The organism is Bradyrhizobium cosmicum, assembly GCF_007290395.2.
Classification (GTDB): Bacteria; Pseudomonadota; Alphaproteobacteria; order Rhizobiales; family Xanthobacteraceae; genus Bradyrhizobium; species Bradyrhizobium cosmicum.
The window spans coordinates 1,433,136-1,456,312 of record NZ_CP041656.2 but is presented as its reverse complement, the minus strand read 5'-3'; the positions used below and the strand labels follow the sequence as shown (position 1 = coordinate 1,456,312).

Sequence of the window (23,177 nt, the reverse complement as noted above, 5' to 3'; positions counted from 1 at the left end):
TCGGTTCCCCGTTCAAATGAAATCGAATTCAGCCGACACACGCGGCGGCGCGTGGCGCGTCCTGTGCGGCGAGCATGACGGCGCGCTTCACCTTGCCGAAGGCGCGAAGCTCGATCTGCCTGACACGTTCGCTGGAGATCGCCAGTTCGCGGGCGAGCTGATCGAGAGTCACGGGACGTTCCGTCAGCCGCCGTGCCTCGAAGATCCGACGCTCCCGCGCCGCGAGCCCGCCCAGCGCGGCACGCAGGGCACAGGTGCGCTGCTCCGACAGCTCGTGATCGGCGAGCACCGTCTCCGCGTCGGCCGCCCCGTCGACCAGCAAGGCTTCCAGCTCGGTTCCACTGTCCTCATCGCCGACACGGGCGTTCAATGACATGTCGCCATTGAGCCGCGCGTCCATCTCGATCACCTCACGCGCCGTCACATCGAGCTTCCCGGCGATCAATTCGGCGACGTCAGGTGTGAGCCCCGTCATCACGTTGCCGGTGGCTTTCCTGATCTCGCTGCGGAGCTTGAAGAACAGCCTCTTCTGAGCGGCCGTCGTCCCGATCTTGACCAGGGACCATGAGCGCAGGATGTACTCGTGAATGGCCGCCTTGATCCACCAGACTGCATAGCTGGAGAATCGCGCGCCGCGGCCGGGTTCGAAGCGTGACGCCGCGATCACGAGGCCGAGATTCGCTTCCGCGATCAGATCGACCAGCGGAAGTCCGTATCCCTTGTAACCGCGCGCCAGCTTGGCGGCGAGCCGCAGATGGCTGGTGACGAGCGCGTCCGCCGCACTCCGGTCCCGCGTCTCCTGCCAGCGCCTTGCCAGCTGCTGCTCCTGCCCCGGCTCCAGCAGGTCGAAGCGCCCGATGGTTGCCGAATATGCGCTGAGGAACGGTGGCGACACCGATGCGGCCGGCATGGCACTGGGATCGCGCCTCGCTATTTCGTGGCTAGTCTGCATCTGTCACTCCTCTGGTCCAGGCCGGCTGGTTGATCTCGAAAGCATCTTGCATGATCTGGTCATCCCATCCGGCTCGCGTCTGCGTGCAGCAATGTCCGCGACCGGCGCGTGATGGGCATGCCCGCCTTCCCGGTCCAGGCGAGGATCTCGATCCGCCCTCCGGGAGCGGGGCCAATGATCAGCCGGAAGCCGTGCAGCTTGACGATTGCGGCCACCAGGCTCAGTCCGAGCCCCACGCCGGGCGTGTTGCGCATCTTGTCGGAACGATAGAACCGCCGCAGCACCGCCTCGCGCTCCTGCTCGCTGATGCCGGGCCCGGTGTCGCTCACGCGCACGAGCGCGGTGTCGTCCTCCGCTTCCAGCGCGAGCTCCACCCGTCCGCCTGACGGCGTGAACTTGACGGCATTGTCGACGAGATTAGCGACCGCCTCGAACAGCAGGTCGCGGTCGCCCCACACCCGCACATTGCGCTCGATGACGACCCCGAGCCCGATGCGCTTGTCTTCGGCGATGGGCTCGTAGACGTCGCACACCTCCCGCAGGATCTCGTCGAGCGCGACGTCGCCAAAACCGGCCATGCGGCGGTTGTTCTCGATCTCGGTCAGGCGCAGCAGGGCCGTGATGATCGCCAGCGACTGGTCGATGCCGGCGATGGCCTTGTCCGAGACGTCCTGGAGCTCTTCCAGCGTTGCCGCATGCGTTCGACCGCGCTCCAGCGCCAGACGGACGCGCGTCAGCGGCGTCCTGAGATCATGAGCGATGTCGTTGCCGACACCGGCCAGCGCATTGATCATGGTCTCCATCTCGTCGAGCATGCCGTTGACGATTCCGGCCAGCCGCGCGAAGGAATCGTCCGTGCTGCCCTCCGGGAGCCGCTCCCGCAACTCGCCGGCCACGATGCGCTGGACCCGCTGGTTGACTTCTTCCACGCGCCTCTGGGCGCGGACGCTCAGCCAGACACCGGCCAACAGGCAGAGGCTGAAGGCCGGCAGCAGGCCGAGGGCCAGGGCCTCCCCCACGACGCTCGATATCTCGCGCGTCTCGTCGACGTTCCGTCCCATAACCAGGATATCACCATCGTCGAGGCGCCTGCCGACCGCCCTGACCACCGGCACATGCGCCGCGGCCTTTTCCAGCAGGTCGAGCGGCACACCCTGCACCGCTCCGTCGAGTCCGAGTTCGCGCGGCAGGCGATCGATGTTGCCGGCAAGGCGGGCGCCGGCGGCATCGAACAGTGCCGCGTATTGCACGCCCCTGGAGTCCTGCGCCAGATGATCTGCGATGGCGCTGACGCGGCGCGCCGGCGGCAGATCCGCAACGAAGTGGATCTGCGTGGTGATCATGCGATCGGAGCGCGCGACCAGATAGTCGTCGAGCTTCCAGTAGATGAACGCGAATAGCGCGACCACGAACAACGCGAATGCCGCCGCCACAGCCAGGGCCCAGAGGAATGTGCCGGAGCGGATCAACCGGATCTGGTACATTGCCCGCCCCTATTGCCGCGAGCGCAGGACGAAGCCGGAGCCCCGGACGTTGTGGATCAGCGGCGTCTCTCCGGGGCCGTCGACCTTGTGGCGAAGCCGGCCCATATGGACGTCGATCAAATTCGTAGTCGCCGGAACGAACTTGTAGTTCCAGACCTCCTCGAGCAGCATGGCGCGCGTCAGCAACTGGTCGTTCCGGCGCATCATGTATTCGAGCAGTCGGAATTCGCGCGGCAGCAGGTCGAGCTCGCGCTCGCCACGCTGCGCGGTCCGCTCGATCAGGTCGAGCTTGAGCGGCCCGGCATGCAGAATGGTCTCGCGGCTGTCGCCGGGACGGCGCAGCAGCGCCTCGATCCGCGCGACCAGTTCGACCAGCGCGAACGGCTTGGTGAGATAGTCGTCTCCGCCCATACGCAATCCGCGCACCCGGTCATCCACCGCGCCGAGTGCACTGAGCACCAGCACGGGCGTCCTGACCTGATCCTTGCGCAGCGCCTCTATGACGGTGAGCCCATCCATGCCGGGCAGCATACGGTCGACGATCATGGCATCCGGGCTCGACGCCCGGGCCCTGTCGAGACCGTCAACGCCGTCACCGGCCCATTGCACCTCGAAGCCGCGATCGGCGAGCTCGGCCACGATCGCCTCGGCAGTCTCGGCGTCGTCCTCGATCAGGAGAATCCGGTTCATGATCTTCGCTCCACCTTTCGCGCGGCGTCCTGGCGCGCGGTGAGGAAGCGTGGGTTCAGCAGCGCGCGGTGTCATGTCCGTTGTCCGCGCACACCGACCTTGCGGCCTTGACGCCGTCCGATGCAGGCCACTCGCTGTGGTACGAGATAGGCTTGCGGCGCGAGCGCTGCCATTGAATTCCAGTTCATGCTCCGGGCGGCTCGCCTCACGAGCAGCATCCATGCAAGGACGTGACGTGTTGCCAATGTCGTGATCATCTTGCGCGCTCCGCTTTTCGAACTGCAGTTGATCGAATATACGCCCTCAACGCACGCGCTGTAGTTTCAGGGGCCACGGATGTTATGCATTCGCACGATCGTGGTCGTGACGTCGCATCGGCTCACAGGCGGTTGAATTGTGGTGAGCAAATCGTGCGTTTGAATCGCGCCCGATCGTTCACACCTCGATGACGAGCCGGCTTGGTTCGGCCCGATGTCATCAATGGAGAGAGCGAATGACCACGTCCAAATTATTGTCGATGGGATTGATCGCAGCCGCCATGCTGGGCGGCCCCGTCATGGCGCGCGAGCATCATCGCGTCGTGCAGCAGCCCGCGGTGGAAGCCGATACGGTCGCAATGAACGCGCCGTTCTACTATCCGGGCGAACGCGCCTGCATTCCGGCGCCGCGCGTCGGCGCCTTCGCCACCGCGCCGTGGACCGGCAACAACGTGCCGTGCGAGCCGGGCACCGGCAGTTACTGAGCGCGCCGGCCCGCCAGTGCGGATGACGCCGCCGGCCGCCGCACATCGAATGACAGGGAGCGGGCTGATCCATTCAGCCCGCTTTCTCGCGTTTGCGCGCCACCTTGCGCGGCGGTTTCACCTTGGCGGGTGGCGCGACCGATATATGACGCCGAATTCAGTTGGATTGCCGTGCATCGCTCCTACCTCTCCTGCATCACAGGCCCAATCATCAGCGCCTCGCGCGCGTAGCGCGATGCGTTAGCGGATTCCAAGGTGGCTGGGCCGCTCAACACGAGAGGAGTTTTCCATGAGGTCTTCCATGCAACGAGCCATCATGATTCTTGCGACAGCAGCGCTTGCCTCGACACTCGCCATCGGCTCCGCCAGCGCGCACGGCGGTGGTGGTGGGGGCCACGGCGGCTTTGGTGGCGGTGGCTTCGGCGGCGGACATGCGGGCTTTGGCGGCGGTGCGCATTTCGGCGGCATGGGGCATGAGGGCGGCTTCGGCGGCGGCGCCCGGTTCGGCGGCGAGCACCTCGGCTTCGGCGGTCATGCCGGCGGTCTCCGCCAGCACGCATTTCACCGCTACGGACGGTCCGGATATGGATTCTACGGCGCCTATCCGGATTGCTATGACTGGTACGAGCTGCATCCCGGCCAGCCGTTGCCGCTGAGCTGCAGCTAGATTGGCGCGCATCCCATCCATCGGTCCGGAACGCGCAACGCCACGGTCCGGACCACTTATCCCATGCAGCCAGAATGAAGGGGCTGTGTTGAGCGCTAGCTCTCATTGAGATTCCTGATCTATCTCGACCGCTCAGGTACTTCGTCCTTTTCCATTTCGCACGACAATCTGCTGGGCCCAAGGATAGAGTACTGGCCTGCGGCCGACGCAATACAGGATTGCGATTGATGTTCGTGACTGAACTCGGATAACCTGCGGGCGGCTAACCCGAAACGGGAGTGTGCTTCGTTGAAGAATGAACCACCGCGAAAGCTTCTTCGACGTGACCTGCTCAAGCTGACGATTGTTGGCGTCGGCGTAGTCAGCGCTGGCGAGCTGTTGCCGTCCCCGGTTTCCGCAAAGCCGGTCGACCTGAATCAGAAGCGCAAGGCTCGCTATCGACCAGACTCGCAGGAAGTCAGGAACTTCTACCGCGTCAACGGCTATCCTCCCGCTCGATAGGAGACCTCCGTGCTGATCAGGAAGTCCGAGCGTCGTCCGGAACGTGCCAGGCCCGCGAATGCGGAGGCCAAGCCACCTTCGTCGGGCCTGGACCGGCGAGCTTTCCTGAAGCGCTCGGGCGTCACCGCGGGCGCATTGGTCGCCGTCGGTGAAATCGGGCTGCACGGCGTGCGGAAGGCCGAGGCTGGTCCACCGCCGCCTGTCGGCGCACCGGTCACGATCCGGAAGAACATCTGTACGCACTGCTCGGTCGGCTGCTCGGTGGTCGCCAAGGTCGCCAACGGCGTATGGATCGGACAGGAACCCGACTACGACAGTCCGATCAATCGCGGCTCGCATTGCTGCAAGGGTGCCGCGGTTCGCGACGACGTGCTGAACGAGCGGCGTTTGCGCTATCCCGTCAAACTCGTCAACGGACAGTGGACACAAATCTCCTGGGAGAAGGCGATCGACGAGATCGGCGACAAGCTGCTGGATATTCGCCAGAAAGCCGGCCCCGACTCGGTATATTGGCTCGGCTCCGCCAAGTTCACCAACGAGGCCGCCTATCTCAATCGCAAGCTCGCGGCGTTCTGGGGCACCAACAATTCCGACCATCAGGCGCGGATCTGTCACTCGACGACGGTCACCGGCGTAGCCAATACCTGGGGCTACGGCGCGATGACCAACAGCTACAACGACATCCGCAACGCCAAGACCATCCTGTTGATGGGCGGCAATCCGGCTGAGGCGCACCCGGTTTCCCTGCAGCACATTCTCGAAGGCAAGGAGCTCAACCGCGCCAACATGATCGTGGTCGATCCCCGGATGACGCGGACCGCTGCGCACGCGACCGAATACGTCCGGGTTCGCCCCGGCACGCACATTGCCACGATCTACGGCATGCTGTGGCACATCTTCGAGAATGGCTGGGAAGACAAGGAATTCCTCAGCCAGCGCGTCTATGGCCTGGACGAGGTCCGAAAGGAAATTGCGAAGTGGCCTCCCAAGGAGGTCGAGCGCGTGACCGGCTTGCCCGAAGCGCAGGTCAAGCACGTCGCTCAATTGTTCGCGACGCAGAAGCCCGCGACGCTGATCTGGGCGATGGGGCAGACTCAATTCACCACCGGCACTGCCAATGTCCGCGCCAGCTGCCTGTTGCTGCTTGCCACCGGCAACATTGGGCAGCCCGGCGCCGGCGCCAACATCTTCCGCGGCCACACCAACGTGCAGGGTGCCACCGATCTCGGTCTCGATGTCACCTCGTTGCCTTTGTATTACGGTCTCGCCGAGGAGGCCTGGCGGCATTGGTGCCGGGTGTGGGAGGTCGATTACGACTGGATGAAGTCGCGTTTCCCCGACAAGAAGCTGATGGAGACGCCGGGCATTCCGAGCACGCGCTGGTTCGACGCAACCTTGTTACCGAAGAATCAGATCAGCCAGCCCAATCCGGTGCAGGCCATGTTCATCATGGGACACGGCGTCAATACCATCACCCGGATGCCGGAGGCCGTGAAGGGCATCGAGAAGCTCGAGCTGCTGGTGGTCTGCGATCCCTATCCGACCGCGTGGTCGGTGCTGTCGGAGCGCAAGAACGGCACCTACCTTTTGCCGGCGTGCACGAGTTTCGAGATGGAGGGCTCGCGCACCAACTCCAACCGGTCGCTGCAATGGGGTGAAAAAATCGTCGATCCGGTCTTCGAGTCGAAGAACGACTACGACGTGATGTACATGTTCGCCCGCAAGTTTGGATTTGCCGACCTGATGTTCAAGAACATCAAGGTCGAGAACGGCGCGGTTTCGGCGGAGGACATCCTGCGCGAAATCAACCGCGGCGGATGGTCGACCGGATATTGCGGGCAGTCACCGGAGCGGCTCAAGGCCCACATGAGGAACCAGCACAAGTTCGATCTGGTGACATTGCGGGCGCCGAAGGACGATCCCGAGGTTGGTGGGGAATATTACGGCCTGCCATGGCCGTGCTGGGGTACGCCGGAGTTCAAGCATCCAGGCACGCCGATCCTCTACAACACCAATCTTCCGGTGAAAGAGGGCGGCGGCACCTTCCGTGCACGCTTCGGCGTCGAGCGCGTGGTGAAACGCAAGGTGATGGAGAACGGGCAGGAGGTGGAGCGGGAAGATCACGACAATCTTCTTGCCGAGGGCTCGTACTCCGTCGGTTCGGAGATCAAGGACGGGTATCCCGAGTTCACCCTTGGCGTGCTGAAGAAGCTCGGCTGGGACAAGGATCTTACTGCGCAGGAACGCGAGACGATCGCCCGCATCAATCCGGCCGATCCGGACAAGGTGTCATGGTCGACCGATCTATCCGGCGGGATCCAGCGGGTCGCGATCGAACACGGGTGTTCGCCTTATGGAAACGCCAAGGCTCGCATGGTCGCGTGGAATCTGCCCGACCCGGTTCCAGTGCATCGCGAACCGATCTACACGCCGCGTCCCGATCTCGTTGCCGACTATCCGACCTTGCCGGACGCGAAGCAATTTCGCGTGCCCAATATCGGATTCTCCGTGCAGAAGGCCGCCGTCGACCGCGCGATCGCGAAGCAGTTCCCGCTGATCCTGAGTTCGGGCCGTTTGGTCGAATACGAAGGCGGCGGCGAGGAAACGCGATCCAACAAATGGCTCGCCGAACTGAAGCAGCACATGTACGTCGAGATCAATCCGGCGGACGCAGCCGAGCGCGGCATCGTCGACGGCGGCTGGGTTTGGGTGACCGGTGCGGAGAACAGCTCACGGGCCCGGATGAAGGCGCAGGTGACTGAACGCGTCGGCAAAGGCGTTGCCTGGATGCCCTTTCATTTCGCCGGCTGGTACGAGGGCGCCGATCTCCGCGCGAAATATCCAGTGGGAGCCGATCCCATCGTGCTCGGTGAGAGCGTCAATACGCTGACGACCTATGGCTATGATCCTGCCACCGGCATGCAGGAACCAAAAGCCACGCTGTGTCAGATCAGAGCCGCCTGAGAGGTCAGACCAATGGCACGCATGAAATTCCTCTGTGATGCGGATCGTTGCATCGACTGCAATGCCTGCGTGACCGCCTGCAAGAACGAGAACGAGGTGCCGTGGGGCATCAATCGACGTCGTGTCGTCACCATCAATGACGGCAAGCCTGGCGAGCGGTCGGTGTCGATGGCCTGCATGCACTGTACCGACGCGCCTTGCGCCTCGGTGTGTCCGGTCAAATGCATCTATCCGACCGAAGACGGCATCGTCCTGCACAACAAGGATCAGTGCATCGGCTGCGGCTATTGCTTCTATGCCTGTCCGTTCGGGGCGCCGCAATATCCGCAGGTGGGGAATTTCGGCTCGCGGGGCAAGATGGACAAGTGCACCTATTGCGCGGGCGGCGGCGGCCCCGAAGCGCCGGGCAGTGCCGAGGAATATGCCAAGTACGGCTCGAACCGTTTTGGCGAAGGCAAGCTGCCGATGTGCGCCGAGATGTGCTCGACCAAGTCGCTGCTCGCAGGCGATGGCGACATCATCGCGCAACTCTACGAGGAGCGCGTCGAGACGCGCGGCTATGGCTCCGGAGCCTGGGGCTGGACAACCGCCTATCACGAGGACGTCAAGTCGTAAGGGGACCTGCGTTTACCGCCAATGAAAGCGCGACGATCAGGGACGAAGATTGGGTATCCGTCATGACGGCTTTCGCACGCATTCGCTTCGCAGCGCTTCTGTTGGCGCTGTTCTGTCTAACGACAGCGCCGGTGCTCGCCCAGAAGCTCGGTCCCGATGGGGCGCCCAATCCGACCGCCAGTGTGACCAACCAGAAGACGCTTCTGGAGCAAGCACCGCGCATCCAGGGCCGGATCGACATTCCCGATGTCAAAGCCGGCGTGTTGATGCAGCCGGCCGGACGAACCTGGGATTATTTCCACGAGGTCCTGCTGCACTGGGGTGCCGCGCTGGTCATCGTGGGCATGCTTGCGGTGCTCGCGCTCGCTTATCTGATCATGGGTCGGCTTCGTATCGAGGCAGGGCGCTCCGGCCAGACGATCGTCCGCTTCGAGGCCTTCGAGCGGTTCGCGCATTGGCTGACAGCGGTCTCGTTCGTGCTGCTCGGATTGACCGGCCTGAACGTCACCTTCGGCAAGGTCCTGCTGCGACCGCTCGTCGGTCCGGACGCCTTCTCCGACATTTCCCAGATCGCGAAGTACATCCACAATTTCACGAGCTTCGCCTTCGTGGCGGGCCTCGTTCTGATCACGGTGCTTTTCTTCAGGGACAACCTCTTCAAGAGGATCGATATTGATTGGGTCAAGCAGGGTGGCGGTTTCATCAAGTCGAAGCATGCGCCGGCCGGACGATTCAATCTCGGTGAAAAAATGGTCTATTGGCTGTCGGTCGCAGCCGGCATTGCGGTGTCCGCGTCGGGATTCGTGCTGCTGTTTCCCTTCTACGGCACCAACATTGCGGACATGCAGATCGCTCAGGTCGCTCATGCCGTCATTGCAATCCTTTTCATCGCGCTGATCCTGGGACACATCTATATCGGCACGCTCGGCATGGAAGGTGCGTTCGAAGCGATGGGAACGGGCGAGGTCGATATCAATTGGGCGAAGGAGCATCACGACCGCTGGCTCGCTGAAAAGCTCGAAGCGGAAGGCCGGCAGACTTCCGCAACACCGGCTGAATAGAGCGACAACCCTCGGGCTCCCCAACCGGGGGCAATTCAGCTGGAGCGGTTGTCCAGGTCTCGTTCTGCCTGCTCACGCAGATAGTCGTCAGTCGTGCGGACAGTTGGAGCCGGTGAGCTGTAAGACTCGAAGCCCTGCTCGGCAACGAAATTGACCCGACAATCGCCGCACATCTTGATTGCGTCCAGCCTTTGCTTCGAGCCCGAATACATCCAGTGCTGGCCCTCGAGCTTCGCGACCACGCGCTCGATGCTGCTCTTGACACCAAACGGTTTGCTGCAGCGGATGCAGCAAAACGGCTCCTCCTCCTTGAGAACCCGCGTTGGCGCCCGGCTCGCGCGGAAGTCAATTTGCGGGACCAGCGTGATGACCTTCTCCGGACACGTCGTCCGGCACAGACCGCACTGAACGCAGGAGTCTTCGACAAAACGCAATGCCGGGCGCTCGGGGTCATCGCGCAGGGCACTCGTCGGACAGACCGACACGCAGGACAGGCAAAGTGTGCAGCCCGCTGTATCGACCTCGATGGCGCCAAACGGCGCCCCGTCGGGTAACGGAACGACATCGACGGGAACAGGTGCTGCGCGATGCAGTTCGGCCAGCGCAAAGCGAAGCACATCGCGTTTGCGGCCCACCGGGCGGAAGCTTGCCGGGCGCGAAACCGGTGCGTGCGTCGGCGCCGCGCGGAGCACCCCGACCAGGTCATCCGGATCGTCGGTCGCTATCACCGAAAGCCGGTCCGGGCCGAAGCCAAGGCCGGTCAGAATCGGATCAGCCAGTGCGATCGTCCGCATCAACCCGGAGACGTCATGGCGCGGCTTGGCCCGGAGCAGGAAGCGCACGGCCGACACGCCATAGGCAAAAGCTGCGGCGATGGTCTCCAACCCGACCTGCGTGACCTCGTTGACGGCAAACGGCAGCACGTTCGCGGGCAAGCCGTCGCCGAACCGTGCCAGTGCATCGATCAGCGGCGAACCGTGGACCTCGTCATGCACGAGCACGACGGCCCGCTCACCGCCCGCCTGACGATAGGCGAGCAGCATGGCTCGTAGCTTTCTGACCAGCGCATCTTCCGGCGGCATTGCATAGGACGCGGCGCCCGTCGGACAGGCCGTCGCGCATTGACCGCAGCCCGCGCAGATCTCGGCATCGATTGCCACATGGTCGCCCGCGGGCGTAATCGCGCCGGCAGGGCAGGAATCGAGGCAGCGGGTGCAGCCGGTTTGCTTCGAGCGCGAATGGGCGCAAAGCCCGGTGTCAAAGGTGATGAAACGCGGCTTCTCGAATGTACCAACGAGGTCGCGCGCCTTCAGCACGGCCTGGAGAATAGCTGCGGGACTGCCGGGATCTGCACGCAGATAGCCGTCGCGCAAATCGGCTGGAAGCAGCGCCGGCCCGCCGGTCAAGTCGAGGACGATGTCGCAGGTCGAACGAGCATTGCTGCGCGATGGGCCGAACGTCAGCACGCGGCGCGAGGACGGCGCCGCTTCGGCAAACTCGTCGACCACCAAGTCGAACGCTCCCAAATGTCCTTTGATGCTGCTTATCCGGCCTTTGGCAATCGGATAGTCGGAGTGACGTGGCGGCGCGATCACGGCTGGTGGCGCAATCAGCACGGTGACGTCGAGGTGCTCTTTCAGCAAATCGCCAGCCTCGATCGCTGCCTCGTCGCGGCCGTAGATCAGGATGATTCCGTCGCTCTCGAGCCGAACCATCGGCGCGGGTGCGGCGACTTCGGTCGCCGCGGCCAGCAGCGCGGCCATCTTCGGCCCCGCGCGGTCGGCATCGCCAGACCATCCCGCGGTCTCGCGAATATTGGCAAACTGTATCGAATTCGCACGATTATTTTCGGCCGCAACCTGCGAAAACTGCGCCGCCTGCTGTGTGCAGGCTACAGTAAGTAGGGCATCTTCGGCTGCGACAGCCCTAAACAGGCCGAGCTCGGTACCGCAAAGTTGCGTGGCTGCCGTCACTTTGCCGTGACAACCGCGGCCGATCGCATCGGCATCGAGCGGCATCGACCCTTCGCATGAGCAGATCAGGAAGCGCCTGCCGGTCTGAGGTTCGACACTCACGATATACCTCGGATGCCAAGATAGAGCGGCCACCTACTGGCCGGATCATTCCCGGAGTATATACTCTGCATGTCGCGAAAGGCGACCCCGTATCGGAGACCGCACTTCGATTGGAGACCAGAAATTTGATATCGACAAGTCTTGCAAGCATTGCCGTCGGTGTCGCAATCGAACGACGCAAAGCGAAGAGTGCGTGGGCCAATTTTCTGTGGCGGCCCGTGTCGGTCTTTGCCGGAGAGCCGTCTGCGAAACCGTGGACTCCAATTGGCGGCGAAGGCGATGCCACACTGTTCTATGCAGGTGACGCCGTGATCGAACTGCATCGCACCGAGACCACGAACTATCGCGAAAATCTCACATCAGGTTCACCCACATTATGGGTCAATCTGCGTCCCACCGGCTCCGAACCGCCTTATGAACTGCTCGCTGTCACGGCCGACCCGGCCGAGGGCGAGGCATTCACCGACGCGGGCAGCAATCTGGTTGAAGCGGTCCCGATGCCGATGGGCATCTGCGAGATCGTCGCCCGTTTCGTTGCCGAGCATCATGTTGAGCGCCCGTTCGTCAAACGGCAGCGCAATCGTTAGGAACCCCAGTGCATGACACGAGACAGAACAGTGCCAGACAATAACGTCTTTTTCCGCTGGGCGCGTCTCAAGCAGGCGTCGAAAAGCGCTGATGCCGATCCGGCCGGCAGCAGGCAAACCGTGCAGGCATCCGCAGGGGACGACGAGGCCGACCGCCCCTTCGATCTCGCCAGTCTGCCATCGATCGAGTCGATTACCGCTCACACCGACATTGTCACGTTCCTGAAAACCGGCGTCCCGGTGGAATTGACCCGCGCAGCATTGCGCCGAGCCTGGGCAGTCGATCCTGCGATTCGCGACTTCATAGGGCTCGCGGAGAACCAGTGGGACTTCAATGACCCCAACGCTATTCCGGGATTCGGTCCGCTCGATCCCACCGACAAAATTGCCGATCTGGTCGCGCAGGTCTCGAAGGGTATGGAGCAGGTCCAGGACGTGCTCGCGGACGTGCCGCCACCGATCAACCCGGTTCGGCAGGACCTCGTCAATTCCGAACGGCCCGCCCTCGAACCAACGGCCCTGGCAGTCGGGTCGTCACCAGATGATGCCGCAACACCGACCACCGAGGATCGGGACGCAGGCGAGCAACCTGATGGCCTTGCTGCAACGGTGTTGCCCCCTTCGCGACGACGACGTCACGGCAGCGCATTGCCGCGCTAGCAGCCTCAAGGATCGCTTCAGTGCGTACTGTCGATGACTTCGACTTCGCCCGATCGCAGGAATACGCGCTGTTGGCGACGTTGCTGACGCGCAGCCCGGACGGAGATCTACTGGGCCGCATCTCCGCATTGCGCGGCGATGCCAGCCCTATGGGAGTGGCGCACAATGCGCTGGCGGAGGCGGCACGCCGGACAAACGAGCAGGCCGCGGCGCGCGAGTTCTTCGCCCTCTTCGCAGGATTGGGCAAGGGGGCCCTGCTGCCTTATGCGTCGCACTATTTGTCCGAGACCCTGTATGGCCGTCCGCTCGCGCGGTTACGGGAAACTCTCGGGGATCTCGGCCTCGAAAAGGCTCCGGAACGTGCGGAGCCCGAAGATCACGCGGGATTTCTCTGCGAGATCATGGCCGGCTTCGCCGGCGGTACCATTCCGGCGCCAGCGCCCCTCGAGAGACTATTCTTTGAAGAGCATGTCTCACGCTGGATGAGACGCTTTTTCGCGGACCTTGAGCAGGCGAACTCGGCTGACTTTTATGCAGCCGTTGGCGGACTTGGACGAACGTTCATCGAGATCGAGGTGAAGGCCTTCGCACTCCCAATCTGAACACAGCCTTTCGTACGAGACATGCACAAATTCTCTTGGAACTGTGCTAGAGTGCAATCTTAAGGACAAAGAGCATGCGCATTTTCATATTTGCCTGCCTGTTTGTAGCTGCCATCGCCATAGGCGCCGCGGGCGTCCTCGACAATTTCGTGCAGGAGTCCGCCACATCGGCGTTCGCTGAATCGAGCGCGCGAACTTAGCGCCAATCTTTCCTGCTAACCGTTTTTTCTCCACAGGCGAAATGGGAGACGTTACATGAAGCTGTTCTTGGTAACCTCTTTCGTTGTTCTTCCATTGGTTGTGGCTGTCTTGGTCTTGAGGAGCCAACCTCGCTTGGTCGAGTTCTCCGCCGCTGCCATGCCGTCTCTAGCGGAACTGCACGTCATGGCAGGCGTCCATCGCCTCCCCGACGAGGAGATCGACGACCAGGCACTCGTTTTCTCCGCCAAGGCAAAGCAATAAGCCCGCTGTCGCTGCCGACGACGCAGTGGGCACTCGAGACCTTGTCGATACGGTCGCTGCGTTCCGGGATCCAACCAGACCGTGTGGAGCAGCGGTGGAGATTGCAGGCCGCCTAAAGCCCTGCTTGGCGAAGCCGCCTGCCCAACCGGGGAGCGTGGGGAAAGATGGTAGCGGGAGAGGGACTCGAACCCCCGACCCCAGGATGTGAGGGCTCTGGCACGCAGATCCGTTAACAATCAGAGGATTTCTCCGAAAAATTGGCCCAAAACGCTCCACGTATCGCTTGTTCCGACGAGATCGCCCTGCTTTTGTTTGTACGAGACTTTGTACGGACAACGGCACATGGACGCAAAAATCGAGAGGCCCAAGGGCGGCCAGCGGCGCGGGCGTATAGCTCCCGACGACGTAAAGGACGCCATCGCAGCGGCCAAGTTGGCGCGTCCCGGCGACGATGCGATCCACGATCTGAACGACAGGGAACTGAGCTACCTGACGCTGCGCCGCCGCGGGAAGAAGGTTTCATGGCTGGTTCGAGCGTTCCGGAAGACGAAGGTCATCGGCACGCCCGTCGGGATCCATGTCGACCCGGCCTACCTGACACTCGCGGCTGCCAGGCAGAAGGCACAGCGCGTCTACGTCGAACTCGGCGAGGACAAGCCGGCCGAACCGCTCGCCCCATCCCCGCCGGTGTCGTGGACGGTCTCTCAGCTTTGCCTCGGCTACGCGGCCTATATGGCCAGCGGTCGCTGGCTAACGAACGCACAAGGCCGGCGTCCCCTTCCACCGTGAACGACATCCGCCAGGCGTTCAGCCACGAGGCAGTGCAGATCCTCGGGCCCATGCTCCTGATCGACCTGGACCGCCAGACCGTCGAGAGCGCCCGCGACGCGATCGAAACTAAGGTCGCAGGTACCGGCGTTCACAGGACGAAACGCAAATTCATCGTCTGGTTCAAAGCCGCCATGGTGTGGGCCGCGAAGAAGCATCCCTTCACCAGCGGCCTGAAGCACGGCATGGACCGATGGTGGGAGCGTCTGGCCGTCACCGATCCGTCTCCGGAAGAGCAGAAGGCGATCAAGGCGCGCCGGAAGCTGCGCCTGCTGCGCAAGTCGGAGCTGACCGTCGCGGAGATCGGAAAGGTTCTTGCAGCACACGAGGAATACTGCGCTGGCCGGACCGGCCGCGACATGGTCGGCCCCGGCGTCCGGTTTGGTCTGTGGTGGACGAACTTCACAGCAAATCGGCGCTACACGACCGTGAAGCTCGAACGCTCGAATTTCCTCCTGCAGGATCCACACGGCGCACCGGACTGGGGACGCGCGATGTGGGAAGAGGATCAGATGAAGGCGAAGGAGATCTTCTGGCTTCCCTTGCCGCCGGTCGTCCGCGACATCGCGACCTTCTCGATAACCGATTGGAAGCAATTGACGAGGAACGAGCACGGCGACCTCGATAGCGCCTGGGTCAACGCGGCGCACCGGTCGGGACCAGGGCAACAATGACGTTTCAACCTACCCCAGCGCGCTCAATGAACACATCGGCAAGCTCCGCGCGGCCGGCGCACTCGACGGCGTCAAATATTACTCGTTGCACCTCGCGCGCGCCGCGATGACCGCTTTTCTGGAGAAGAACGTTTCGCCGCGAGCCGCATCGGTGACCCTGGCACACGCGCTTGCGGACAAAGAGCAGTCCGGCATGTCGGATGTCACGCGCGAATACTACTCGGTCGATCAGCTGATGGAGGAGAAAGCCGTCGCGATGAAGGCGTGGAGCGACGCACTCATTGAGGCGCTCCTTGATGCCGGCGGTAAGCTGCCAGCACCGTCGGCGCAGCAACGTAAGCCAAAAACAAAACTCCGGGCGAAAACCACGGACAGAAGCCGAGCCGCCGCGGTTCGGGGCGGAAGTACGAGTTCCGACGACAAGATTGTCGGCGAGGTCAGAAATATCGTTTTTGGGACGAAAGATGGCCGAGATTACGCCATCGTCGCTTCTGGCGGCTTATTTACAACGGGGATGGAAAGCATCGTCGTGCCTATTCAGTCGCTTAAAGTGACGCAGGATCGGTCGAGCTTCTTTCTTCCGATTTCCAAAGAGACGATCAAAACCCTACCTCTCATGCCGGACCAGGACTATTTGTGGCTATCGGATCAAAAATGGCGCCCCCACAACGACGCGGTTTTCAAACGGCCCTGAGATGGACAATCCGGTTTCAGATCTTTGAGGCCATCGAGGCCTGTCACCGTAAGCACGTTCGCGGCGAAGACTCGCGCCGCTTGCAAGCGTTAACTCGTCGAAGTCATTTTCTGCTTCCGAAGCTTGGGGCCGAAGGGCCTTAGTGCCTTACGCGCGGAAGAAGAGGGACTCGGTTTGCAACGGCCAAAGTAGCTGCCTCCGAGGTTTCAAGGGCGATCTTTTGCGCAAGCATAACGTCGCCTGGAACGAGCCCTCCGACGGGCGCAAAGCACCAGCCGGCCCCCTCCTTGCCGTCCCGATCGAGCTCCCGAACATTTGCCGCGGTTCCGTAGCAGATCCGGTAGAGCTTGCCGCTGTCGGATCCGATTACATCAAAATATCTAACCGCGTCGAATTGTTCGAGCTGTGCGGCGGAGAGCCAATCTCGCAGCAAGCGGCGGCCGCGCGCTTCGGGGGCAATCTCCGCACGCATGGCTCGAAAGAGACTGCGAACCAATTTTAGCCGCGCCTGATCGCGTCCTTTAACAGGCCATCGCATCGCGGCATCTCAACCGCCGACCAGCCTGGGAAAGAACACCGTCTCGTCGGCATGCGGATCGAAGGCAGTCAACCGGCGCACATCGCCTGGACGCATCCGCACCGCGGCCGTAAAGCCGGCTGCGGTCAAGGTCTCGAAGCGGCGCCGCGCCTCAGCGCTGGCATGCGCGTCTGTGGGGTCGAAATGGTGACGCATGTCACCTGAATGATCCATCACGATCTGAGTTGCCATCGCAGAGATCCTCCTTGTGTGCTCACGCAAGAAATCTAGTCCGGCAACCGAGCGAGCCCCGGTCGCCATACACCCAGAACAATGTTGGCCATCGCGATGGCCAAAAACACCCAAAGCGTAGCGCGGCGCGTCCCCAATTCGCCGGCGAGTGTTGCGAGATCGATTTCGCCGGCAAACGCGCGCGCGCTTTGCTCTGCTTCCTGCTGAAGCGGACCGACCACGGAGACAAATCCCCATTCAAAAACGAGGACGCCCATCGCCAGCTTTGCCCAAGCCCAGCCGGCGCTGTGAAAGGTCCTGTTCACGGCCATGGCCAACAATCCGGCGACCAGAGTAAGCCCGAGCGACGGCATAAAGATCCAGGTCGCCACTGCTCCTGTTGCGATGCTGAGCGGCGCGTATTGCGCGATCGCACTTGGCGCGGGCGCGTAGCCGGCCATGACAAGAAAGCATGCGACCGCGCCGACAAGGCCGATCGCTCCCAGCGTGTGAAGGAACTTCATCAACTTCCGCATCACCGACCGCGGTTCGCAAGAAAACCTGGCCTATCGGGCCATCGACAAACTCCAAGCACCCAGATCAGTCGCCAAGCATCAGCAGATCAAGCTGCCTTGGCGAGCCCGACCTCCGCCCAAATCTCTGCCAAGGCATGCACCAAATGCTCGATATCAGCATCGGTGTGATGCGGTGACGGCGTGATGCGCAGCCGCTCTGTGCCGCGCGGCACGGTCGGGTAGTTGATTGGCTGCACGTAAATGCCATAGCGGTCGATCAGTGCGTCGCTGATCTGCTTGCACAGGACGGGGTCGCAGACCATGACCGGCACGATGTGGCTGGGATTGTCCAGATGAGCAACGCCCGCCTCGTCGAGCCGCCGCCGCAGCCGCGCGACGCGGTCCTGATGCCGCTCGCGTTCCGCCGCGCTCGCTTTCAGATGGCGAATGCTGGTGAGCGCGCCGGCGGCGACCGTGGGCGGCAGCGACGTGGTGAAGATGAAGCCGGAAGCGAAGCTGCGAATGAAATCGCAGATCGTGACCGACGCTGCAACGTAGCCGCCGATGACGCCGAAGGCCTTTGCCAGGGTACCCTCAATCACCGTCAGGCGATGGCTGACGCCCTCCCGGTCCGCAATACCACCACCCTTTGGTCCATAAAGGCCGACGCCGTGAACCTCGTCGAGATAGGTCATGGCATTGTGGGCGTCCGCGACGTCGCAGAGCTCGGCAATCGGCGCGATATCGCCGTCCATCGAGTAGACCGATTCGAAGGCCACCAACTTCGGCGCATGCGGGTCGAGATCGCCGAGCTTGCGTTCGAGATCGCGCGGGTCATTGTGGGCAAAGATACGCGTGTCGCTGCGGCTGTGCCGGATGCCCTCGATCATCGAGGCGTGATTGAGCTCGTCCGACAGGATCGTGCAGCCAGGCATCCGCGACGCCAGTGTGCTCAGCGACGCCATGTTGGAGACGTAGCCCGACGTGAACAGGAGCGCTGACTCCTTGCCGTGCAGGTCGGCCAGTTCCTTCTCCAGCAGCACATGATAGTGATTCGTCCCGGCGATGTTGCGGGTACCGCCGGCCCCGGCGCCACAACTGTCGAGGGCCTCATGCATCGCTCTCAGCACCGCAGGGTGCTGGCCCATGCCGAGATAGTCGTTCGAGCACCAGACGGTGACTTCACCGGCGCCGCCCGGATGATGATGTTTTGCGCGGGGAAAGGCGCCTGCCTTGCGTTCCAGATCGGCAAATACGCGATAGCGGCCTTCGCGGTGAAGACCTTCAAGTTGCCGGCGAAAATAAGCTTCGTAGTTCATGACGTCCTCCCGTTAATCGTTGCCGCCGGCTCGGTGCTGATGTTGAGAACCGTCGTCAGGCCATCCCTTGCCTGTTGCTCGCGGAAACTCTGGCGAAACTGGTCTTCGAGACGCTGCCGCGCGCAGGCGGCCTGCGACAGCCGGGGCGGCGGCGCATCGGGGCGCACGTCCGCAAGCACGACAAGATTGGGCGGCGTAGCGGCGGTCTTGGTGTCTCGTTCCTGTTCCATGGTGGTGTCCTCCGGCGGGAAACCCGAGCGCATGCCCCAGCCCCACAGCGTGATCGCCGGCAGCGGAAGCAGCATGAACCAGTGCTCGACCACGCCGAGCGCAAACAGCGTCGAGACCAGCGTCAGGCTGGCGATCTCGAAAGGCGTGACCGCGACTTCGACGATGCGCTGGATCATGATGACGAGGGCTGCGGTCGCGAGCGTGACCGAGACCGGAAAGAAGCCGCTGACGGGCCCGCGCGTGAAGAACGTCTTCAGGAATCGCACCGCGTCCGGCATCAGCTCGTCGTTGGTGACGGGAACGCCGAGGAACAGGTTGATCTTGGCGCTTTGCCTGAGCACCCAGAGCGAGGCGAACGTCCAGAGACCGACCTGGTTGGCGCCGCTCCATGTCAGGGCGACAATAGCCGCGCCGCAGGCGAGCAGCGCGAACTCATGATAGAGGATGGCCTGCAGCGCAAGGCCGAGGCGCGCCCGGCCGGCCGCGTCCGCCGGGCAAGGCTCCGGCCTGGGACCCGTCAACCAGCCCGCGAGAAAGGCGATCTCCTGCGCGCCCCATAACAGGATCGTGCAGGTGAAGGCGGTATAGGCGCCGCCGACGCTGGTATCGTCGGCGGTCAGCGCAAGGCCGCCGAGCGACCCTGCAAGCAGCCCGACCGCGAGGAACGCTCGCGGCAGCTCGAAACGTCCCAACGAGCGTCCCACCAGCAACAACACGGCCCCGGTGCTGAACCACCACACGAAGGCAGCGTAAATGGGGGGGACCGTGTATGCGGCGAGCAACGCCTTCTCCTCACCAGGCCGGTTGCAGGCAGATTTCGCGCGGCAGCGCGTTCGGCTTCACTGGCATCAGGAACAACCTTCCGAATGCCAGCGCCGCCTGGGCCGCGAGGCCTGCGCGCTTGACCCTCGACAGCAAGCCGCCCTGCTCGCGCGCATCCGCTATCGCTTCCGAGATCAGCCGCAGGCGCTCGAGACCGGCCAGGAAGCGCGGGTTCTCGATATCGAGCGTGACCGGAAATACCTGCTTGGAAATCTCGGAGGTGATGCGGAACACCCGCATGTCGTATTCGGTCGGGTGCATACCCAGCGCCTCGTGGAACGCCGGCCGCATGTGATCGCGCACATACATGGTGGCGAACACGGCGAGCAGGAAGAACCGGATCCAGAGCTTGTTGATACCACGCAGCAGCGACGGATCGGCGCGCATCAGCAACGCAAACGCTTCGCCGTGGCGAAACTCGTCGTTGCACCACAATTCGAACCAGCGGAAGATCGGATGGAACTGGCGCTCGGGATGGCGCTCCATCTGCCGATAGATCGTAATGTAGCGGGCGTAGCCGATCTTCTCGGACAAATAGGTCGCGTAGAAGATGAACTTGGGACGGAAATAGGTGTACTTCTTCACCTTGGTGAGGAAGCTCAAATCCACCCCGATGCCGTGATCCTTCAGGATCTCGTTGATGAAGCCGGCGTGGCGCGCTTCATCGCGGCTCATGAAGCTGAACAGCTCCTGGATGTCCTTGTTCTTGATCCGCTTCTTGATCTCCGCGTAGAGCACGCAGCCCGAGAATTCGGCGGTGAGCGACGAGACCAGGAAATCCTTGAACTCCTTGCGAAGCTCCGGCGGCAGCGATTCCAGGTCGTTCTTGAATTCGTCGGTCTTGACGAAATGCGCCTTGTTGTGATCGGCGCGCAGCTCCTTGATGACCGCATTCCATTCGGAGCGCACCAGGCTGACGTCGAGGCGATCCATCGCTTCGTAGTCGGTGGTGTAGAAGCGCGGGCTGAGGATGGTGTCCTCGCGCGCCTTGTCCAGGCTTTCGCTGCTGCCTTTGACGCCGGGGCGCGTTTGCAGACTGCCGTGGGTGCCGCCTTCCATGTTGATCATGATGCCCTCCCGTCCGAGAAGCTGACTTCGTAAAGCTCGGTCAATTCCAGATATCCCTCGATCCGCGCCCAGAGCCGGTCGAGCGGACCGGCGCGGACCACGGTTGCGGTTCTCCGCACCACCAAGCGTTCGCCGAAGGCGACCCCGGTCGGCGCGTCATGAACCCTGACCTCGTCGCCGGGCTGGATCGCGATGTCGCCGTCGAGCACGACGTGCGCATGCAGCGTCTCCGAGGTCTGCTCGATCTCGACCGTGCAGGGCACGTCGAACGATTTTCGTGCACCCGTCCAGAGCATGCTCATGATGCGCTCCTCTTCAATGTCATCAGTCGCGCAAAGGCCTCGGTATTGGCCGATCCGAAGGCCGCAAGATCGATCAGCTTGCCGGTCGAGGTGTCCGTCAGCGTGATCTGGCCGTTGACGAAACGGGTGAGACGAAACGGCGGCTGCTTGCCGATATCGCCGAGTTTGCGCTCTCTTGCGAGCCCGCGCAGCACGACGCGAATGAAGCCGTTGCTGCCCGGCGCCAGCGTATCCAGCAATTGCCGGCTGCCGGCGTCGTACACCAGCACCGCGCCGTTGTTGCCGTCCTCGAACTGGAAATCGCGACTCTCGGCAACCTCCGGCAGCGACATGTGGACCGCCCCGGTGCCAGTCAATCGCGCCGTGGTCACCGTCGCGAGCGAAAGCAGCACGAGGGCCGCAGCGGCAATGATTCCGCCTTTGGGAACGACGGGCTCCTGGATGGCCTGGCTCATGACCGTTCTCCGTTCACGCGGCCGCAGTCGACGGCGTATTGGCCGCCACGCCCGAGACCTGATTGCGATTGGCGGATGCCGAGAGCGCGACTGCCGCCGGAGCGGGCTGGCCGCCCAATGCCTCGGAGAGCTTGGCCGCGACGATCGCGGCGTCCGGCAGTGCACACAGCATCGGCTCGGGCGCGCGCAGCCGCCACGGGCGGATGTGCGGCCACAGCAGCAAGTACGAGACGCGCTTGCCGTCGGAGACGCCGAACGGAATGTCGCCTGAGCCGTCGCGATGGATCCTCAGGGCGGCGCTGGTGATCTTGCTCAGCGGAATGTTCATGGTCATCGGCAGCGCGACGCCGAACTGGAACAGGACCCGCTTGCTGGTGAGCGTGTAGCAGGCGGCGCGGCGGAACAACAACGCGAGGCCGGCGAGCACGGCGATGGCGCTGATCGCCGGGGCGATCAGCCACAGCGCCGAAATGATGATCTCCCGCGCTGGCGCGCCTTGGGACCAGTTCGACCACAGCCGCCACGCCAGCAGGACGCCGAAATAGATCGCGACCTCACGGATGTGGAACGACCGCAACGCCAGTCCCTTGAAGCTGGGCTTGCCCTGCCAGATCACGCGCTCGCCCAGGGGTAAAGGCGCCGGTAGCTCCTTGAGCTGAACACTCTCGAACTGGTGATGATCCTGTTTCACAGCAGCGGCTCCTGACGCGCCGGCGTGGCGTAGAGCGTGCCCGCGCCGTAATATCCGACGATGCGATCTTCCTCGAGCTTGGTCACCTGATCCGGGCTCTTCGTCTCCGGGACATTGGCGAACTGGCTGCCGAGGATCGCATCGACCCAAACCCGGCGGCGACGACCATCGATCTTGGCGAACGGCATCGGCAGCAGCACACGCTTGACGCCGCCGATGATGGGGACCTCGACTTCGAGATAGCGGATCAGGGCTTCGGCACGATCGACCCACACGTCGGTGACGATGCCGCCAGGTTCGCTGTCTGCGCCGTTCACCCGCATGCCACGCGGATCGGGATCGCGGGATTCCAGATACGTTCCTTCGGCAACACGCAGCGGAACGATGCAGGGGATGTTGTCCATCGTCAGTTCTGGAACGTCCTCGCGATTGGCGTAGGATCCCGGCCCGACACCATCGAGCATCGGATTGCCGGTGGGTTCTGCCGGCGCACCCGGCCAAACCGCGATCGGCGCCAGCGCGACGTCGGGGCGATCGTTCCTGTGGTTCGGAAGCGTCGCGGTGTGCCCGTCGCGCAGGAGGTAGGTCTTGGGATCGGGCATGCGGGGAAAGCCATGCGCGATCCCGCTGTTGATCCCCGTCGATTCGAGCGGATAACCTTCGCGCTTGTCTTCGCGGCGAAGATAGAAGATCAGGCCGGCGAAGAAGATCCAGAAGACGTAAAGCGTGACCTGCGCCAGGTCCAAGTATGAGTCGGGCTGCATGGGC

The 23,177-nt window shown here is 63.0% G+C and carries 27 protein-coding genes; 13 read left to right on the top strand and 14 right to left on the bottom strand.

What is annotated here, in order from left to right; all coding sequences use genetic code 11:
- Positions 1 to 28: 28 nt before the first annotated feature.
- Genes rpoH through FNV92_RS06780 form a run of 3 tightly spaced genes read right to left on the bottom strand, consistent with a single transcriptional unit; the run spans position 29 to position 3,126 of the window.
- Positions 29 to 952 (bottom strand): RNA polymerase sigma factor RpoH, encoded by a 924-nt coding sequence (rpoH, locus tag FNV92_RS06790; RefSeq protein WP_143841611.1) that lies wholly within the window; start codon positions 950 to 952, stop codon positions 29 to 31.
- A gap of 59 nt (positions 953 to 1,011) precedes the next feature.
- Positions 1,012 to 2,436, bottom strand: coding sequence for a sensor histidine kinase (locus FNV92_RS06785; RefSeq protein WP_143841612.1), 1,425 nt, complete (start codon positions 2,434 to 2,436; stop codon positions 1,012 to 1,014).
- Positions 2,437 to 2,445: 9 nt separating this feature from the next.
- Complete coding sequence (locus tag FNV92_RS06780) at positions 2,446 to 3,126, bottom strand: response regulator transcription factor (protein ID WP_014439939.1); 681 nt, start codon at positions 3,124 to 3,126, stop codon at positions 2,446 to 2,448.
- A gap of 493 nt (positions 3,127 to 3,619) precedes the next feature.
- On the opposite strand from FNV92_RS06780, the gene FNV92_RS06775 reads away from it, so the two are divergent.
- From FNV92_RS06775 to FNV92_RS06750, 6 genes are all read left to right on the top strand, one after another.
- Positions 3,620 to 3,868, top strand: a complete 249-nt coding sequence (locus FNV92_RS06775) for a hypothetical protein (RefSeq protein ID WP_014439938.1) — start codon at positions 3,620 to 3,622, stop codon at positions 3,866 to 3,868.
- Between the two features lie 301 nt (positions 3,869 to 4,169).
- Positions 4,170 to 4,535: a hypothetical protein gene (locus tag FNV92_RS06770; RefSeq protein WP_143846071.1), complete on the top strand. Its 366-nt coding sequence runs from the start codon at positions 4,170 to 4,172 to the stop codon at positions 4,533 to 4,535.
- A gap of 288 nt (positions 4,536 to 4,823) precedes the next feature.
- On the top strand, positions 4,824 to 5,036 hold the full coding sequence (locus FNV92_RS06765) for a formate dehydrogenase (RefSeq protein WP_143841614.1): 213 nt from the start codon (positions 4,824 to 4,826) through the stop codon (positions 5,034 to 5,036).
- A gap of 9 nt (positions 5,037 to 5,045) precedes the next feature.
- Complete coding sequence (locus tag FNV92_RS06760; protein ID WP_143841615.1) at positions 5,046 to 8,000, top strand: formate dehydrogenase subunit alpha; 2,955 nt, start codon at positions 5,046 to 5,048, stop codon at positions 7,998 to 8,000.
- Positions 8,001 to 8,012: 12 nt separating this feature from the next.
- Entirely contained in the window at positions 8,013 to 8,615 is a 603-nt protein-coding gene (fdh3B, locus tag FNV92_RS06755) for a formate dehydrogenase FDH3 subunit beta (RefSeq protein WP_014439935.1), read from the top strand.
- Between the two features lie 62 nt (positions 8,616 to 8,677).
- Positions 8,678 to 9,676, top strand: coding sequence for a formate dehydrogenase subunit gamma (locus FNV92_RS06750; RefSeq protein ID WP_143841616.1), 999 nt, complete (start codon positions 8,678 to 8,680; stop codon positions 9,674 to 9,676).
- A gap of 35 nt (positions 9,677 to 9,711) precedes the next feature.
- On the opposite strand, the gene FNV92_RS06745 is transcribed toward FNV92_RS06750, so the two are convergent.
- Positions 9,712 to 11,694 (bottom strand): 4Fe-4S binding protein, encoded by a 1,983-nt coding sequence (locus FNV92_RS06745; protein ID WP_143841617.1) that lies wholly within the window; start codon positions 11,692 to 11,694, stop codon positions 9,712 to 9,714.
- A gap of 182 nt (positions 11,695 to 11,876) precedes the next feature.
- Here FNV92_RS06745 and FNV92_RS06740 point away from each other — a divergent pair, with 182 nt between their 5' ends.
- The 7 genes from FNV92_RS06740 (at position 11,877) to FNV92_RS34590 (ending at position 16,258) form a co-directional block, all read left to right on the top strand.
- Complete coding sequence (locus FNV92_RS06740; protein ID WP_143841618.1) at positions 11,877 to 12,338, top strand: DUF3305 domain-containing protein; 462 nt, start codon at positions 11,877 to 11,879, stop codon at positions 12,336 to 12,338.
- 30 nt (positions 12,339 to 12,368) lie between these two features.
- On the top strand, positions 12,369 to 12,998 hold the full coding sequence (locus FNV92_RS06735) for a DUF3306 domain-containing protein (protein ID WP_143841619.1): 630 nt from the start codon (positions 12,369 to 12,371) through the stop codon (positions 12,996 to 12,998).
- A 20-nt stretch (positions 12,999 to 13,018) separates the two neighbouring features.
- A complete protein-coding gene (locus FNV92_RS06730; protein ID WP_143841620.1) occupies positions 13,019 to 13,600 on the top strand; it encodes a TorD/DmsD family molecular chaperone in 582 nt (193 codons plus the stop codon).
- Positions 13,601 to 13,855: 255 nt separating this feature from the next.
- Positions 13,856 to 14,062 carry a hypothetical protein gene (locus FNV92_RS06725; RefSeq protein WP_143841621.1) on the top strand — a complete coding sequence of 69 codons (207 nt, stop codon included), beginning with the start codon at positions 13,856 to 13,858 and terminating at the stop codon, positions 14,060 to 14,062.
- 342 nt (positions 14,063 to 14,404) lie between these two features.
- Positions 14,405 to 14,851, top strand: coding sequence for a hypothetical protein (locus tag FNV92_RS06720; RefSeq protein WP_143841622.1), 447 nt, complete (start codon positions 14,405 to 14,407; stop codon positions 14,849 to 14,851).
- Entirely contained in the window at positions 14,848 to 15,564 is a 717-nt protein-coding gene (locus FNV92_RS06715; protein WP_143841623.1) for a hypothetical protein, read from the top strand. Before FNV92_RS06720 ends, FNV92_RS06715 begins: the two co-directional genes overlap by 4 nt.
- 106 nt (positions 15,565 to 15,670) lie before the next feature.
- The gene (locus FNV92_RS34590; RefSeq protein WP_416377746.1) at positions 15,671 to 16,258 is read left to right on the top strand and encodes a PRC-barrel domain-containing protein; all 588 of its coding nucleotides are present in this window, start codon (positions 15,671 to 15,673) and stop codon (positions 16,256 to 16,258) included.
- Between the two features lie 139 nt (positions 16,259 to 16,397).
- Here FNV92_RS34590 and FNV92_RS06705 read toward each other — a convergent pair whose 3' ends face one another.
- The 10 genes from FNV92_RS06705 to puhA all read right to left on the bottom strand — a co-directional run bounded on the left by FNV92_RS06705 (position 16,398) and on the right by puhA (position 23,173).
- A complete protein-coding gene (locus FNV92_RS06705) occupies positions 16,398 to 16,730 on the bottom strand; it encodes a hypothetical protein (protein WP_143846072.1) in 333 nt (110 codons plus the stop codon).
- 75 nt (positions 16,731 to 16,805) lie between these two features.
- On the bottom strand, positions 16,806 to 17,027 hold the full coding sequence (locus FNV92_RS06700; RefSeq protein ID WP_143841624.1) for a hypothetical protein: 222 nt from the start codon (positions 17,025 to 17,027) through the stop codon (positions 16,806 to 16,808).
- Positions 17,028 to 17,062: 35 nt separating this feature from the next.
- Entirely contained in the window at positions 17,063 to 17,542 is a 480-nt protein-coding gene (locus FNV92_RS06695) for a hypothetical protein (RefSeq protein WP_143841625.1), read from the bottom strand.
- 86 nt (positions 17,543 to 17,628) lie between these two features.
- Positions 17,629 to 18,840 carry a 5-aminolevulinate synthase gene (gene hemA / locus FNV92_RS06690; protein WP_143841626.1) on the bottom strand — a complete coding sequence of 404 codons (1,212 nt, stop codon included), beginning with the start codon at positions 18,838 to 18,840 and terminating at the stop codon, positions 17,629 to 17,631.
- Positions 18,837 to 19,853 (bottom strand): putative photosynthetic complex assembly protein PuhE, encoded by a 1,017-nt coding sequence (gene puhE, locus FNV92_RS06685; protein ID WP_143841627.1) that lies wholly within the window; start codon positions 19,851 to 19,853, stop codon positions 18,837 to 18,839. Before puhE ends, hemA begins: the two co-directional genes overlap by 4 nt.
- Positions 19,854 to 19,863: 10 nt before the next feature.
- Positions 19,864 to 20,961: a magnesium-protoporphyrin IX monomethyl ester (oxidative) cyclase gene (gene acsF / locus FNV92_RS06680; protein WP_143841628.1), complete on the bottom strand. Its 1,098-nt coding sequence runs from the start codon at positions 20,959 to 20,961 to the stop codon at positions 19,864 to 19,866.
- A complete protein-coding gene (locus FNV92_RS06675) occupies positions 20,958 to 21,263 on the bottom strand; it encodes a hypothetical protein (protein ID WP_186355497.1) in 306 nt (101 codons plus the stop codon). The genes acsF and FNV92_RS06675 overlap by 4 nt, the downstream gene beginning before the upstream one ends.
- Positions 21,260 to 21,718: a photosynthetic complex assembly protein PuhC gene (gene puhC / locus FNV92_RS06670; protein WP_143841629.1), complete on the bottom strand. Its 459-nt coding sequence runs from the start codon at positions 21,716 to 21,718 to the stop codon at positions 21,260 to 21,262. Before puhC ends, FNV92_RS06675 begins: the two co-directional genes overlap by 4 nt.
- Positions 21,719 to 21,731: 13 nt before the next feature.
- Positions 21,732 to 22,409, bottom strand: a complete 678-nt coding sequence (gene puhB, locus FNV92_RS06665; protein ID WP_143841630.1) for a photosynthetic complex putative assembly protein PuhB — start codon at positions 22,407 to 22,409, stop codon at positions 21,732 to 21,734.
- Positions 22,406 to 23,173, bottom strand: a complete 768-nt coding sequence (gene puhA / locus FNV92_RS06660; RefSeq protein ID WP_143841631.1) for a photosynthetic reaction center subunit H — start codon at positions 23,171 to 23,173, stop codon at positions 22,406 to 22,408. Before puhA ends, puhB begins: the two co-directional genes overlap by 4 nt.
- Positions 23,174 to 23,177 lie beyond the last annotated feature (4 nt).

Coding starts and splice junctions, on each gene's coding strand:
- FNV92_RS06750 (WP_143841616.1), top strand. CDS start 8,678: ATGACGGCTTTCGCACGCATTCGCTTCGCAGCGCTTCTGTTGGCGCTG.
- FNV92_RS34590 (WP_416377746.1), top strand. CDS start 15,671: ATGACCGCTTTTCTGGAGAAGAACGTTTCGCCGCGAGCCGCATCGGTG.
- acsF (WP_143841628.1), bottom strand. CDS start 20,961: ATGATCAACATGGAAGGCGGCACCCACGGCAGTCTGCAAACGCGCCCC.
- FNV92_RS06770 (WP_143846071.1), top strand. CDS start 4,170: ATGCAACGAGCCATCATGATTCTTGCGACAGCAGCGCTTGCCTCGACA.
- FNV92_RS06705 (WP_143846072.1), bottom strand. CDS start 16,730: ATGCGTGCGGAGATTGCCCCCGAAGCGCGCGGCCGCCGCTTGCTGCGA.
- hemA (WP_143841626.1), bottom strand. CDS start 18,840: ATGAACTACGAAGCTTATTTTCGCCGGCAACTTGAAGGTCTTCACCGC.
- FNV92_RS06745 (WP_143841617.1), bottom strand. CDS start 11,694: ATGCCGCTCGATGCCGATGCGATCGGCCGCGGTTGTCACGGCAAAGTG.
- FNV92_RS06695 (WP_143841625.1), bottom strand. CDS start 17,542: ATGCGGAAGTTGATGAAGTTCCTTCACACGCTGGGAGCGATCGGCCTT.
- FNV92_RS06675 (WP_186355497.1), bottom strand. CDS start 21,263: ATGAGCATGCTCTGGACGGGTGCACGAAAATCGTTCGACGTGCCCTGC.
- FNV92_RS06775 (WP_014439938.1), top strand. CDS start 3,620: ATGACCACGTCCAAATTATTGTCGATGGGATTGATCGCAGCCGCCATG.
- FNV92_RS06785 (WP_143841612.1), bottom strand. CDS start 2,436: ATGTACCAGATCCGGTTGATCCGCTCCGGCACATTCCTCTGGGCCCTG.
- FNV92_RS06725 (WP_143841621.1), top strand. CDS start 13,856: ATGAAGCTGTTCTTGGTAACCTCTTTCGTTGTTCTTCCATTGGTTGTG.
- fdh3B (WP_014439935.1), top strand. CDS start 8,013: ATGGCACGCATGAAATTCCTCTGTGATGCGGATCGTTGCATCGACTGC.
- puhC (WP_143841629.1), bottom strand. CDS start 21,718: ATGAGCCAGGCCATCCAGGAGCCCGTCGTTCCCAAAGGCGGAATCATT.
- FNV92_RS06700 (WP_143841624.1), bottom strand. CDS start 17,027: ATGGCAACTCAGATCGTGATGGATCATTCAGGTGACATGCGTCACCAT.
- rpoH (WP_143841611.1), bottom strand. CDS start 952: ATGCAGACTAGCCACGAAATAGCGAGGCGCGATCCCAGTGCCATGCCG.
- FNV92_RS06720 (WP_143841622.1), top strand. CDS start 14,405: ATGGACGCAAAAATCGAGAGGCCCAAGGGCGGCCAGCGGCGCGGGCGT.
- FNV92_RS06780 (WP_014439939.1), bottom strand. CDS start 3,126: ATGAACCGGATTCTCCTGATCGAGGACGACGCCGAGACTGCCGAGGCG.
- puhA (WP_143841631.1), bottom strand. CDS start 23,173: ATGCAGCCCGACTCATACTTGGACCTGGCGCAGGTCACGCTTTACGTC.